This window comes from Nocardia sp. NPDC003726 (assembly GCF_053586955.1).
The window spans coordinates 257,911-270,325 of sequence record NZ_JBSFNF010000007.1 but is presented as its reverse complement, the minus strand read 5'-3'; the positions used below and the strand labels follow the sequence as shown (position 1 = coordinate 270,325).

Genomic DNA, 12,415 nt, shown 5'->3' with positions numbered 1-12,415 from the left:
GAGCCGGGCGGTGCGAGCCGTCCGGCTCCGGCGTGCCGAGCGCGTGCCGCAGGTGACCTCAGCCCGGATCAGGCGGGATCGAGGTAGAACCGCAGACTCGCGATGCCGTCGCCGCCCTGAGCGAACTCCACGACCGCCACTCCGGATACCGCGCCGAGCCGCACACTCGCCGTGACGGTACGCCCGGCCGCGATCACCTTGCTCCAGCGCATGCTGCGAGCTCGATTCGTGAATTCCTCCACCGACACCGGTGTGCCCGCGGGCAGTTCGATGTCGGCCCGCTGCCCGAGCAGCTCGCGCACACGGCTCAGGTCGGTGCTCGCCGCGGCGGCGAAAAGCCTTGTCGTAGCCCGCTTTCCGCGACCACCCACGCCGCCGAGCGCCCGCAGCATGCCCAGTGCTCCGCCGACGCCCTGATTGACGACCAGTTGCGGCCCGAGCTTCACCGCGGCGGCGATGCCGGGTAGCCCGGTGCGCAGCAGTTGCCGGATCATGCCCGCCAGCTCCCAGTGCGCGGCCAGGTAGGCGATCTTCCAGACGCCGTCCTGCTCGACGAGCCGGTAGCGCAAATGCATCGGGACGAAGACGGTGGCGCCGGTCGACATCGTGGTGACGATGGTCAGGTCGCGCACCACCATCGGCGGATGGACCAGGTCGCGGTCTACCCGGAACGCGATGGTATTCGGCCCGATGAAGGTGTCGTAGAAGCGTTCGATGGCGGCGCGCCCGATGTGCGGGCGGGAGCCCACCGGGTCGTTGACCTCCGCGTCCGGGGCGAACAGGCCGACCCACGCGGACTTGTCGTGCGCCGCGACCGCTCGTGGCGACGCTTCGACGGCCGTCAGCAGCGCTGCGCCCGAATGATCCAGCGGCATGGCGGAACCTCCGTCGACGTGATCAGGTCTGGACCAATGGTAGAACAAGTTCTAATTCCGGCGTCTCGACGGCGAGAAACGATGCGGGAACGCTGCATCGAGTCGGGTTCGGACTACAGTCGGGACATGGGTATCGAGTACGCGAGCGTCATCGATCTACCCCGCTCCGAGGTGTTCGCCTGGCACGCGCGCCCCGGCGCTCTCACTCGCCTTGCCCCGCCATGGCAACCGGTGTCGCCGCGCGCGGAAGCGGACTCGCTCTGCGACGGGCGGGCGGTGCTCGGACTGCCCGGCGGGCTGCGCTGGGTGGCGCGGCACGACTCCCGCGAGTACGACCCGCCACGCCGGTTCGTCGACGCGGTGACCGTCGACGGCATCGGGTCGCTGCCCGCCGGACTGCTCCCGTGGCGGCACACCCACGATTTCGAGGTCGTCGACGAGACGCGCACCCGGGTGGTGGACCGGGTGGACGCGCCGGTGCCCGCCGCGGTGCTGCGGCCCATGTTCGCCTACCGCCACCGTCAGCTCGCCGACGATCTCGCGGCGCACGCGCGGGCGGCGCGGGAAGGTTTCGTGTCCAAGACCATCGCGGTGACCGGAGCGTCCGGCATGGTCGGTTCGGCGCTGGCCGCGTTCCTGTCCACCGGAGGGCACCGCGTGCTGCGGCTGGTCCGGCACCCGCCCCGCGCCGGGAACGAAAGGCGCTGGGACACGGCCGATCCCGCGCCGGACCTGCTCGACGGGGTGGACGCGGTGGTGCATCTGGCCGGAGCCTCCATCGCCGGCCGGTTCACCGAGGGGCACAAGCGTGCCGTCGCCGACAGCCGGATCGGCCCAACCCGCGGCCTCGCCGAGGTAGCGGCCGCGGCGGGGGTGCCGGTGTTCGTGAGTGCCTCCGCGATCGGCTACTACGGCGCCGACCGGGGCGACGAGGCGCTGACCGAGCAGTCGGCGCGCGGTGCGGGCTTCCTCGCCGACGTGGTCGACGGGTGGGAGGCGGCGACGGCGCCGGCGGCGGAAGCGGGGGTGCGGGTGGTGCGTGTGCGTACCGGGATCGTGCAGTCCCCGCGTGGGGGCACGCTGCGGTTGTTGCGGCCGTTGTTCGCGGCCGGGCTCGGCGGGCGCATCGGTAGCGGTCGGCAGTGGCTGTCGTGGATCGGGATCGATGACCTGATCGACGTCTACCATCGGGCGCTCTGGGACACCGGATTGTCGGGCGCGGTCAATGCCGTTGCGCCGCAACCTGTCCGGAACGCGGAATACGCCGAGATCCTCGCGGGCGTGCTGCGCAGGCCCGCGCTGTTCCCGGTTCCAGGTTTCGGTCCGGCGCTGTTGCTGGGCCGGGAGGGCAACCGGGAGGTGGCGTCCGCCTGTCAGCGCGTCGTGCCCGCGCGGCTGACCGCAGCCGGTCACCGGTTCCGTACCCCTTCCTTGGAACCGGCGTTGCGGCATCTGCTCGGCAGGACTGCGGACTGACCACGGCGATGATCAGGGGTGGAAGCCGGATGCGCTGGACGAAGGGGCGCTCTGGATTCGGCCGGGCGTAGCCGGACAGCCGGCGGAAACTATCGGCGGGATTCGGCTGTGTCCGCGTGAGTTGCTGGGGCATGGGCCATCGAGCCGACTTGCGACGACGATGTCGCAGCGAGACGTCCGGCGGTCGTTCGGCCCGGCGTCATCCGTCGGACGCGCGCACAGCGAGCAGATCCGCGGCGTCGAGGAGACTGTCGACGCGTTCCACGCCGTCCGGGAGGAAGACCGCCTCCCATCCGGGGCCGCCGACCAGGACGCGTGCGCCCGCGCCGAGGCAGGCGCGCACCGCGGAGGTCAGCGCGGTGGACTCCTGCTGCGACCACAGCAGCACGGCGGCGGGGCGGTCGAATCGGGCCAGGGTGTCGGCGAGCGCGGCGGCGGGCACGTCGGCGCCGAGCATCCGCGCCCCCACACCGCGTTCGGCGAGGGCGGCGCGCAGCACCTCCAGCGGAAGCGAATGCGTTTCTCCGCTGGTGCAGGCGAGCACCACCGGCGTAGTCCCGGCGGGCGCCGACGGCGGATTCGTCCGCTGCAGCACCGAGATCACGCACCAGGACAGCAAGTGCTCCACATCGATGCAGCCCTCACCGCTGAGCTGGCGCTCGACGATGTCGGCGAAAGCGGGACGGCACAACAGATTCCAGGTGTCCACCACGCCGAACGCGCGGACGTGCGCTTCGATCCGGTCGGATACCGCGGTGGTGTCCAACGCGAAGGCCGCCTCCAGCAGCGCTTCGCGGCGGCCGAGAGCGGGTGCGGGCCCGCGCACCGCGGCGGCCGCTCCCGCCGGGCTCGCGCCCGTGCGGATCAGCGTGAGCATCCGCTCGAGCATGGCGATGTCGGCCTCGGTGTACAAGCGGTGTTTCCCAGGGCGATGCTGCGGCGGGCCGATGTCGTAGCGGCGGTTCCAGCTGCGCAGCGTCGCGGTCGGGATGCCGAGACGTTCGGCGACCGCGCGCACCGTGTATCCGGCCGCGTCGGACACGGGGACGGGACCGGCGGGCATCGCCCCATTCTGCCCGCCGCCGACGAGATCCGTTCCACCCGGCCGGTCGGTGGGCCCGCGCGGCGGCGTCACGTCACCCTCGCTCGCGCGGCGAGCCGTTGCGCGCGAATGCGCGGCGGCCACCGCGGTTCACGGCAGTGGAGTGCGGCGGCGTCCCCGGTGCGACGGCATCCGAGCATCGCAGCGACTAGGACCGGCGACTTTCGGTGGAGAACGGTCCTCGCGCCGACGCGGCGCCGCCGGAGAACGGTGGATGGCCGACGGGGTGGCTGCGGTGCGCCGAGGTTGTCGGCCTGCGGCGTGGCGCAGCGGCGCGGGCGTCCGAGCCCGGCCGTGCCCGCGAGACGGGGCGCTGCTGTCGGCGTCATCGTTCCTCCAGAAGGACTGGATGCATCAATTATGCATCGTTTATGCTAGTGTGGTCAGCGTCGCCGATTACGAGGAGTCAGCGTGCACCGTCGCAACCTGCTGCGTACGTCGACCCGCCTGCTCGTCGGGGTGGTGTCGGCGCTGTCCGTCACGGCGCTGGCCGCGGGCGGCGCCTCCGGTGAACCGGGCGCGGTCGCCGGGCCCGCGCCGGTGCCGCGCCTGGAACTGGACCGGTACCTGGGCACGTGGCGTCAGCTCGCCGCCGTCCCGCAGTACTTCAATCTCGCCTGCGCGCGCGACACGCAGGCGAACTACGCGCTCGATCCGCAGGGCAACATCGCGGTGCGCAACACCTGCACCACCTGGTCGAACACGCGGAACGAGATCACCGGCACCGCGGTGGTCAACGACCGGGAGACCGGGGCGCAATTGCACGTCAGCTTCCCCGGCGTGCCGACCCAGGACCGCCTGGACGGGCCGACGAACTACATCGTCACCGCGCTCGGCCCGGACTATTCGTGGGCGGTGGTCACCGACCCGAGCCGGATATCCGGATTCGTTCTCGCGCGCGCCGCGTCGCTCGACGCGGACGCATGGCAGCAGGTGCGCGCCGCGATCGTCGCGGCAGGACAGAACCCGTGCCTGTATCTGACCTCCCCGACCACGGGCGGTGAGTCGCGCATCGTCCCGCTCTGCGCGAGCTGATCCGGCGTGCTCGGCGCTCGCGAGGGACGCGTCGCAGACGGTAGGGCTGAGCCGCCCGATGCCGCCGCGGCGCGGCCCTCACGGGCGCCGAGCACGTTCCGGCGAAAGGACTTGCTGATGACCATCCGGGCCGTGCTGCGGAAGCGTGCGCGATGACCGTCACGATCGCGTTGTTCACCCGCGATCTACGGGTGCGGGACAATCCCGTGCTGACCGCCGCGCACCGGGCGGGCGCCGCGGTGGTGCCGCTGTTCGTCCTCGACGACGCCATCCTCTCCGGCCGCTTCGCCGCGCCGAACCGCGCCCGGTTCCTCGCCGCCGCCCTCGCCGAACTGGACGACGAATTGCGCGCCGTCGGCGGCGCCCTGGTCCTGCGCCGCGGCGACGTGGCCGCCGAGGTCGATCGCCTGGTGGCGCAGGTGCGCGCCGAGAGCGTGCACGTCGCCGCCGACGTCAGCGGTTACAGCCGCAGGCGCGAACGCGCGCTGCGTGAGCTTCTCTCCCGCCGCGGCTGCCTGCTGCACACCCATCCCGCCACCGTCACCGTCGCCGATCCGGCGACCCTGCTGCCCGCCACCGGGCGCGATCACTTCGCGGTCTTCGGCCCGTATTTCCGGCGCTGGTCCGACGCGCCGCGGCGCGAGCCGCTCGGTAGGCCGCGCCGCCTCACGGTGCCGCCGGTGGCCGGCCTGCCGCTGCCGGACGCGGCCGAACTGTGCGCGGGCCCGACGTCGCCTCGACTGGCCGTGGGCGGTGAGACGACGGGCCGCAAGATCGTGCGGGACTGGCTGTCCGGGCCGGTCGAGCACTACGCGCGCGACAACGACGACCTCGCCGCCGACGCCACCTCGCGGCTGTCGCCGTATCTGCATTTCGGTTGCGTGTCCCCGGTGGAGCTGGCGCACCGGGTCGACATGGCCACCGAGGGCGGGCACGCGTTCGCCCGGCAGCTGGCCTGGCGCGACTTCCACCATCAGTTGCTGGCCGCTCGCCCGTCCGCGGCCTGGTCGGACTATCGCCCCCGCTCGATCCGCTGGCGCGACGACCAGCAGGCCGTCGACGCCTGGCGGGAGGGACACACCGGGCACCCGGTCGTGGACGCGGGGATGCGGCAGCTGCGCGCGGAGGGCTGGATGCACAACCGGGCCCGCCTGATCACGGCCAGCTTCCTGACCAAGTCGCTGCGGATCGACTGGCGAGTGGGCGCGCAGCACTTCCTGCGCTGGCTGGTGGACGGCGATCTGGCGAACAATCAGCTCAACTGGCAGTGGGTCGCGGGCACGGGCACCGACACCAGGCCGAACCGGGTGCTCAATCCGCTGCGCCAGGCGCAGCGCTACGACCCGGACGGCGCGTACGTCCGGCGCTGGATCCCCGAGCTGGCGCATCTGCCCGGGGCGCGCGTCCACCGGCCGTGGCGCGAACAGGTCGATCCGGCGGACTATCCGGCGCCGATCATCGACGTCGCCGGGATGTGACGGCCCCGGATCACCTTCGCGGCGCGCTCGGTCGCCGCACGGCGTCGGCGACCGACTCGAAGGCTCGCACCACGTTCTCCAGTTCGTCGCCCATGTCGCGCATCCCGGCCACCGCCGCCGGATCGTCGGTGTCGAAGTACCACCGTGCGAACAAGCGGCGGAACGCGTCGTCGGCATCGCGGGCGAGTCGCAGGATCTCGGCGCGGTAGCGTTGCGCGCCAACGGAATCCAACGGCGCCGCGAACGATCGGGCCGTGCTCCGGCCGCAATCCTCGACGATGCCGATGAGCTCGGCGAGTTCGTCCGCGAGCGCTGTCACACTGTGCCGGTGTGTCAGCTCGGCTGTCGTCCCGAGATGGACGACCACGGCGCGCAGAGCGCGGGTGAGATCGCAGTCCGGCTCGCACGTGTCGTCCTCGGCGAGTGCCGCGAGCCCGGCGTAAACGGCGGCGTGATCGGCGGGAACGAGATGGAGCATGCCGAGGATCGCCGTGGCTTGCCCGACCGTGCTCGCCGCATGCCGAGCGCAGTCGTGCGAGGGTTTCCGGGCCAACGGTTGCGAGGACGTCACAGGTGCTCCTGACGGTGGATCGAAAGGCGTGCGCGCGGCGATGATCGGCCCCACGGTCGCGGCAGGCGCCGCGACACAGATGATTCGAAGAGCACGGCCGCGCGGATCAACCCTCCTGGACCACACGTGTGGCGGCGTGAGCTTGGCGAATACCGTTCGCGCGGGTTTGAATTGAGATGTCGAGGATTTGCCGCATCGGAGGAAAGGGGCCTGTCATGGGCACCGTCGAAATCGCGATCACCATCGGCCGCATCGTGGACACTCTGCAGAAGGCGCTGATTCTGCTCATTCTCTGAGCGACCCGTGCTTCCCGGGCTCGCCGGCGGAGGTTGCCCGGGAATTACGGAGCTTCGCCGGATCGTCCTCCCGATCGATCAGCCGCCGTAGCCCGACCGGTGGAAGTCCCATGCGTCGGCGACGATGTCGGCGAGGTCGGGACGCTGTGGCTTCCACCCGAGCCGGGCGCCCGCCTTGCCGCTCGCGGCCACGCAGACGGCCGGGTCACCCGGCCTGCGCGGGCCGTAGTGCACCGGGAAATCGCGCCCGGTGACTTCGCGCACGGTGTCGAGCACCTGCCGGTTGGAGTACCCGCTGCCGTTGCCGAGGTTGTACACCTCGTACTCGCCGGGGCGGATGGCCTCCAGCGCCAGCAGATGCGCGGCGGCCAGATCGGCCACGTGCACGTAGTCACGGATGCAGGTGCCGTCCGGCGTCGGGTAGTCGGTCCCGTAAAGAGTGAACGAATCACGTTGTCCCGCAGCGGTTTGCAGCAGGATCGGGATCAGGTGCGATTCCGGCTCGTGCCGCTCGCCCAGCCGCGCGTCCCCGGTGACGACGGCGCCGGAGGCGTTGAAGTAACGCAGCGACGCCGCGCCGAGCTCGCTCGCGCCGCATTCGCCCGCGATCATCATGTCCACCGTCGCCTTGGTCGCCGCGTAGGGATTGGCCGGACGCACTTCGGCGTTCTCGTCGAAAGGTGTGCTGCCGTCGCCGGTGTACATCGACCCGGTGCTGGAGAAGATCAGGCGCGGGGTGCCGGCGGAGCGAACGGCGCGCAACAGCGCGAGCGAGCCTTCGATGTTGTTCCACCAGTACTTCTCGGGGTTGGCGACCGATTCGGCGACTTCGATCTTGGCGGCGAAGTGCAGCACGCCGTCGAAGCCTGCCGCCGGGGTGAGCACGTCGGCGACGCGGTGGATCGACAGCTCGTGGAACGTCGCGCGCGGCGGGAGGTTCGACGCGAAGCCGGTGGACAGGTCGTCGAGTATCTCCACTTCATGGCCTGCTTCGACGAGCTGGTGCGCGACGACGCTGCCGATGTAGCCGGCGCCGCCGGTGACGAGAAGTTTCACGGGTGTCCTCTCCTTGGATGGCTGGCCGAAGACCTCAGAGTAGGCCGTGGCGAGCGCGCCGACGGCCGGGTCGGTGTTCGGATTCATCATCGCGTCCGGATCCGCCCCGGCGGCTCTGCCGAGCCTGTGCGTTGGCTCGAGATACCGGCCCCGGTTGTCAGCTACTTCTCAGCGCACTACCGGGATCTCTCGAGATCCCGCGCCGAGGATCGTTCTCACGGTCGAAGTCCGGCCGGCGGCCCGAGGGGCCCGGACCTAGGAGAACGAGTATGAAGGCGTTGAAGTCCAAGGTGGCGAAGGCCGCGGCGGTCGGAGGCATCGCTCTGGCGGCGGTCGGCGTCGGCGCGGGCGTCGCGAGCGCGGATCCCGGTCACGACGACCGTGACCGCGGCCGCGGCCCGGTTCCCGAACAGCACCACCAGGACCCGCAGCCGAGCCCGCACGGATTCTGGTTCTTCAACCAGTGGATCCCGCTGCCCTGAGTCCGTCGACTCGCCGCCGATCAGGTCGATTACCTCGCGGGTAATCGACCTGATCGGCGTTGTGGGCCAGGCTCGGGACCATGGTGACGAACAGCATGCGGCAACACCGCTCGGCGCTGGCCGGTGCGCTGCGCGGCCTTGCGCTCGGACGGGTCGCGCTCGGCTCGGCCGCGCTCGTGGCTCCGCGGACGCTGAGCAGGGCGCTGGGCGTGCGGCCGACGCCCGAACTCGACTACATGACCCGGATCTTCGGCGCGCGGGCGATCGCGCTCGGCCTCGGATATCTGACCGCGCCCGCCGAGGAGCTGCCGCGCTGGCAGCGCCTGGCGTTGCTGGTGGACATCCTCGACACGACGCACGGCGGGGTGCGCCTCGTGCGCGGCGACGTCCCCCGGCCCACCGCGGTCGCGCTGGTCGCTCTGACCGGCGGGTACATGCTGGTCGGCGCGACCAGGCTGGCAAGGGACCTCGTGTGAATGTCTTTGGCACACTGTTGCGATGGCGACCGTTGTGGCATTCCACGCGCACCCCGACGACGAGACGCTGCTGACCGGGGGGACGCTGGCCGAGCTGTCCGCCGCCGGGCACCGCACCGTCATCGTGGTGGCCACCGACGGCCACATGGCCGATCTGGACGGCCGGAAGGCGCTGCGGCTCGATGAGCTGGAGGCCAGCGCCGCCGCCCTCGGCGTGCACCGAGTGGCCCACCTCGGCTACGCCGACAGCGGGCACGGCGCGGTGCTGTACGCCGACCCGCCGGACCGGACGCGTTTCGCCCGCGCCGACCCCGAGGACGCGGCGCGGCGGCTGGCCGCGATCCTGCGCGAGGAGAACGCGGAGATCCTGCTCAGCTACGACGCCAACGGCGGGTACGGGCATCGCGACCACGTCCGCGTGCACCAGGTGGGCAAGCGCGCGGCCGAACTGGCCGGGGTGGCGCGGGTTCTGGACGCCACACTGCCCCGCGATGGCTACACCCGCCTCGTCCGTTCACTGACACGGCTGGGCTTTCCTTTCCGCTACGACTCATCGGTTCTGGACTCGCTCTACAGTCCGCGTGCGGCGATCACCCATCGCATCGACGTCTCCGCCCACGCCGCCCGCCGCAAGACCGCCCTGGCCGCCCACCGGTCGGTCATCGAGGGCTCCAGCCGCTTCGCGGCCATCGCCAAGGTGCTGCTGCGCATGCCGACCTCGGTGCTGGCCCGGGTCATGCGGTGGGAGTGGTACGCCGAAGAAGGCGCTACCCCTACCTCCGGCCCTCCCCTCGACGACATCTTCCGGCCCGCCTCCCGCTGAGCGGTTCGCGTGCGGAGGTTCGTGACGAGCCGACCCGTGTGCCGAGACCACCCGCGACCCACCTCGCTACGCGCGCGGTGCCGAGGGGTCGGTGATCCAGGCCGATTCGACTACATCGCAGGTCGCGATGCGATCGCGGTCGCCGATCCGAGCCGTACGATCGTCGGCGGGTCCCGGTGGGCCGGGTCGTTCTGCGGCGGGCCTGCGCGTTCCTGTGGTGGACCGGCTCCTTCCGCGGTGGACCCGGGCGGACCGGCGCCTTTCTGCGGTGGACCTGCGCGTTCCGGTGGTACCGATGGACCACGCCGGCTGGCCTGTGGGCCGACAGGGAAGCCGACCGGTCCTCGACGGCGACACCTGGCGAGCACGGGCTCGGCGGCGGGCTTCGGCGCGGAAGCTCGCCTACCGCGCCGGCACCGCGCCGGCGGTGTCGACGGGCTCCCGAGGCAGCACCACGGTGAAGGTCGCCCCGCATCCCGGTTCGCTGTCGACCGACACCCGTCCGCCGTGGGCGGTCACCAAGGCTTGGACGATGGACAGGCCGAGGCCGGTGCCGCCGCTGGCGCGGGTGCGTGAGGCGTCGGCGCGGTAGAAGCGTTCGAACACCCGGGCCGCGGCGTCGGGGGACAGGCCGGGGCCCGCATCGATCACGTCGATGCGGACGCGATCGGGCGCTGGGGTGAGCCGCACCGTGATCGGTGTTTCCCGCGGAGTGTGGGTGAGTGCGTTGCCGATCAGGTTGTTCAGTACTTGGCGCAGGCGGGCCTCGTCGCCGACGACGTCCATGGTCCCCTCGCCGTCGCCGAGCGCCAGCGTGATCGGACGATCCGGCGCGTCGGGGGAGGGTTTCTGGCGGGCGGCGATGGCCCTGGCGTTGTGCACGGCGTCACCGGCGAGCGCGAGCAGGTCGACGGGTTTGCGCTCCAGCGGCCGTTTCTCGTCCAGCCGCGCCAGCAACAGCAGGTCTTCGACCAGCAGTCCCATTCGCTCGGCCTCGGCCTCGATCCGGCCGACCACCATCCCCGCGTCGCTGCTCGCGCCCTGGCGGTACAGCTCGGCGAAACCGCGGATCGTGGTCAGCGGCGTGCGCAGTTCGTGGCTGGCGTCCGCGACGAAGCGGCGCATCCGCGCCTCCGATCGGCGGGCCGCCTCCTCCGAGGCCTCGGTCGCGGCCACGCCGTGCTGGATCTGCGCCAGCATCTCGTTCAACGACCGCGCCAGATGATCGACCTCGGTGTCGACGCCGCGCACCGGCACGCGCCGGTGCAGGTCGCCGCCCGCGATGGCCGCCGCTGTCTGCTCCACCTCGCGCAGCGGCCGCAGGCTGCGCCGGATGACCAGGTAGCCGACGGCGCCGAGGGCCAGCAGCGCCGCGGCTCCCGTGCCGATCTCGAAGAAGATCAGCCGCGAGACCGTCTCCTGGTTGTCGGTCAGCGGCAGGCCGATGGTGGTGGAACCGTACTGGTTGGTGGTGGTCAGGACACGCCAGCGCACCGAGGAACCGTCGGCGGAATCCACCGTCCGCGGCGTGCGGGTGTTCGCGCCGTCGAGTTCAGGGGTGCCCGCGGCGTTGTTGGCGCCCGGTAGCTCTTGGTACACCTGCCCGTCGGCTCCCGTGCGCAGTTCGAAGAAGCGGCGCGGCTGCTCGCCCGCCGACCTCGGCTGCACCGGCACGGCCGGGAGGTCGGCCGGAATCCATTGAGTGCGACCGTCGTTCGTGGTGACCTGCCGCATCGGGCGCGGCTGCGCCCAGGACCGCGCCGCGTCGTAGAGCTGCTCGTCGGTGCGCTGGGTGAGCGACCGGCTCAGCGCCGAGGTCACCGCCGCGCCCGAGGCGAACAACGCCGCCGCCGTCAGCAGCAGCAGCACGATCACCAGCCCGATTCGCAGCGGGACCGCCGAGACCCGCCGCGCGAGTTCCTCCCGTGCGCTCACGTCCGGCTCGCCTGGGGTTCACGCAGCACGTAGCCCACCCCGCGCAGCGTGTGCAGCAGCTTCGGTTCGGTGGTGTCGATCTTGCGCCGCAGGTAGGACACGTACGACTCGACCACACCCGCGTCGCCGCCGAAGTCGTAGCGCCAGACGTGGTCGAGGATCTTCGGCTTGCTCAGCACCTTGCCCGCGTTGACCATGAAGTACCGCAGCAGCGTGAACTCGGTCGGCGACAGCGACACCGGCGCGCCCGCCTTCCACACCTCGTGGCTGTCGTCGTCGAGCACCAGGTCGCCGACCGCGATCCGGTTGGCGCTCTCCTGGACGGACTGTATTCCGCTGCGGCGCAAGATGACTCGCAGACGCGCGATGACCTCCTCCAGGCTGAACGGCTTGGTCACGTAGTCGTCCGCGCCGAGGGTGAGGCCGGTGAGCTTGTCGTCGACGTCGTCGCGTGCGGTCAGGAACAGCACGGGGGCGCTCACCCCGTCGGCGCGCAGCCGCCGCAGCATCCCGAACCCGTCCATGCCCGGCATCATCACGTCGAGGATGAGCGCGTCCGGCCGGAAGGTGCGCACCCGGTCCAGCGCCTGCGTGCCGCTGAGCGCGGTGGCCACCTCGAAGCCCTGGAACCGCAGGCTCACGGCGAGCAGTTCGATGATCATCGGTTCGTCGTCCACGATGAGGACGCGGGCTTCGGGTTCGGTGCCGGTCATGCACCCATGGTTGCGCCGCAAGCGCTGAGCAACCTGCGAGCAAGCTGGACGTTTCCTGTGAACGGGGATCACCGCAGACGTGCGTGGGCAACGCCCG

12 protein-coding genes are annotated in these 12,415 nt (G+C 71.5%); 6 read left to right on the top strand and 6 right to left on the bottom strand.

Going from position 1 to position 12,415, the window contains the following annotated elements; translation table 11 throughout:
* Positions 1-68: 68 nt before the first annotated feature.
* Positions 69-875, bottom strand: a complete 807-nt coding sequence (locus tag ACWDMM_RS12745) for a nuclear transport factor 2 family protein (protein ID WP_357108173.1) — start codon at positions 873-875, stop codon at positions 69-71.
* Between the two features lie 126 nt (positions 876-1,001).
* On the opposite strand from ACWDMM_RS12745, the gene ACWDMM_RS12740 reads away from it, so the two are divergent.
* Entirely contained in the window at positions 1,002-2,351 is a 1,350-nt protein-coding gene (locus tag ACWDMM_RS12740) for a TIGR01777 family oxidoreductase (protein ID WP_357108176.1), read from the top strand.
* A gap of 199 nt (positions 2,352-2,550) precedes the next feature.
* On the opposite strand, the gene ACWDMM_RS12735 is transcribed toward ACWDMM_RS12740, so the two are convergent.
* Complete coding sequence (locus tag ACWDMM_RS12735) at positions 2,551-3,414, bottom strand: MerR family transcriptional regulator (protein WP_195081914.1); 864 nt, start codon at positions 3,412-3,414, stop codon at positions 2,551-2,553.
* A 450-nt stretch (positions 3,415-3,864) separates the two neighbouring features.
* On the opposite strand from ACWDMM_RS12735, the gene ACWDMM_RS12730 reads away from it, so the two are divergent.
* Positions 3,865-4,488 carry a lipocalin family protein gene (locus ACWDMM_RS12730; protein WP_357108179.1) on the top strand — a complete coding sequence of 208 codons (624 nt, stop codon included), beginning with the start codon at positions 3,865-3,867 and terminating at the stop codon, positions 4,486-4,488.
* Positions 4,489-4,640: 152 nt separating this feature from the next.
* Entirely contained in the window at positions 4,641-5,966 is a 1,326-nt protein-coding gene (locus tag ACWDMM_RS12725) for a cryptochrome/photolyase family protein (RefSeq protein WP_195081913.1), read from the top strand.
* Between the two features lie 10 nt (positions 5,967-5,976).
* Here ACWDMM_RS12725 and ACWDMM_RS12720 read toward each other — a convergent pair whose 3' ends face one another.
* Positions 5,977-6,537: a hypothetical protein gene (locus ACWDMM_RS12720; RefSeq protein WP_195081912.1), complete on the bottom strand. Its 561-nt coding sequence runs from the start codon at positions 6,535-6,537 to the stop codon at positions 5,977-5,979.
* 374 nt (positions 6,538-6,911) lie between these two features.
* A complete protein-coding gene (gene galE / locus ACWDMM_RS12715; RefSeq protein ID WP_195082132.1) occupies positions 6,912-7,889 on the bottom strand; it encodes a UDP-glucose 4-epimerase GalE in 978 nt (325 codons plus the stop codon).
* A 278-nt stretch (positions 7,890-8,167) separates the two neighbouring features.
* On the opposite strand from galE, the gene ACWDMM_RS12710 reads away from it, so the two are divergent.
* The 3 genes from ACWDMM_RS12710 to ACWDMM_RS12700 all read left to right on the top strand — a co-directional run bounded on the left by ACWDMM_RS12710 (position 8,168) and on the right by ACWDMM_RS12700 (position 9,670).
* Positions 8,168-8,371: a hypothetical protein gene (locus ACWDMM_RS12710; protein ID WP_195082131.1), complete on the top strand. Its 204-nt coding sequence runs from the start codon at positions 8,168-8,170 to the stop codon at positions 8,369-8,371.
* A gap of 80 nt (positions 8,372-8,451) precedes the next feature.
* Entirely contained in the window at positions 8,452-8,847 is a 396-nt protein-coding gene (locus ACWDMM_RS12705; RefSeq protein WP_323124395.1) for a hypothetical protein, read from the top strand.
* 22 nt (positions 8,848-8,869) lie between these two features.
* Positions 8,870-9,670, top strand: a complete 801-nt coding sequence (locus ACWDMM_RS12700) for a PIG-L deacetylase family protein (protein ID WP_195081911.1) — start codon at positions 8,870-8,872, stop codon at positions 9,668-9,670.
* Between the two features lie 402 nt (positions 9,671-10,072).
* Here the strand turns inward: ACWDMM_RS12700 and ACWDMM_RS12695 are convergent, their stop codons facing one another.
* Complete coding sequence (locus ACWDMM_RS12695; RefSeq protein WP_449937388.1) at positions 10,073-11,605, bottom strand: sensor histidine kinase; 1,533 nt, start codon at positions 11,603-11,605, stop codon at positions 10,073-10,075.
* Positions 11,602-12,318: a response regulator transcription factor gene (locus ACWDMM_RS12690; RefSeq protein WP_195081909.1), complete on the bottom strand. Its 717-nt coding sequence runs from the start codon at positions 12,316-12,318 to the stop codon at positions 11,602-11,604. The genes ACWDMM_RS12695 and ACWDMM_RS12690 overlap by 4 nt, the downstream gene beginning before the upstream one ends.
* Between the last annotated feature and the right edge of the window lie 97 nt (positions 12,319-12,415).

Coding starts and splice junctions, on each gene's coding strand:
- ACWDMM_RS12705 (WP_323124395.1), top strand. CDS start 8,452: ATGGTGACGAACAGCATGCGGCAACACCGCTCGGCGCTGGCCGGTGCG.
- ACWDMM_RS12745 (WP_357108173.1), bottom strand. CDS start 875: ATGCCGCTGGATCATTCGGGCGCAGCGCTGCTGACGGCCGTCGAAGCG.
- ACWDMM_RS12690 (WP_195081909.1), bottom strand. CDS start 12,318: ATGACCGGCACCGAACCCGAAGCCCGCGTCCTCATCGTGGACGACGAA.
- ACWDMM_RS12700 (WP_195081911.1), top strand. CDS start 8,870: ATGGCGACCGTTGTGGCATTCCACGCGCACCCCGACGACGAGACGCTG.
- ACWDMM_RS12725 (WP_195081913.1), top strand. CDS start 4,641: ATGACCGTCACGATCGCGTTGTTCACCCGCGATCTACGGGTGCGGGAC.
- ACWDMM_RS12740 (WP_357108176.1), top strand. CDS start 1,002: ATGGGTATCGAGTACGCGAGCGTCATCGATCTACCCCGCTCCGAGGTG.
- ACWDMM_RS12735 (WP_195081914.1), bottom strand. CDS start 3,414: ATGCCCGCCGGTCCCGTCCCCGTGTCCGACGCGGCCGGATACACGGTG.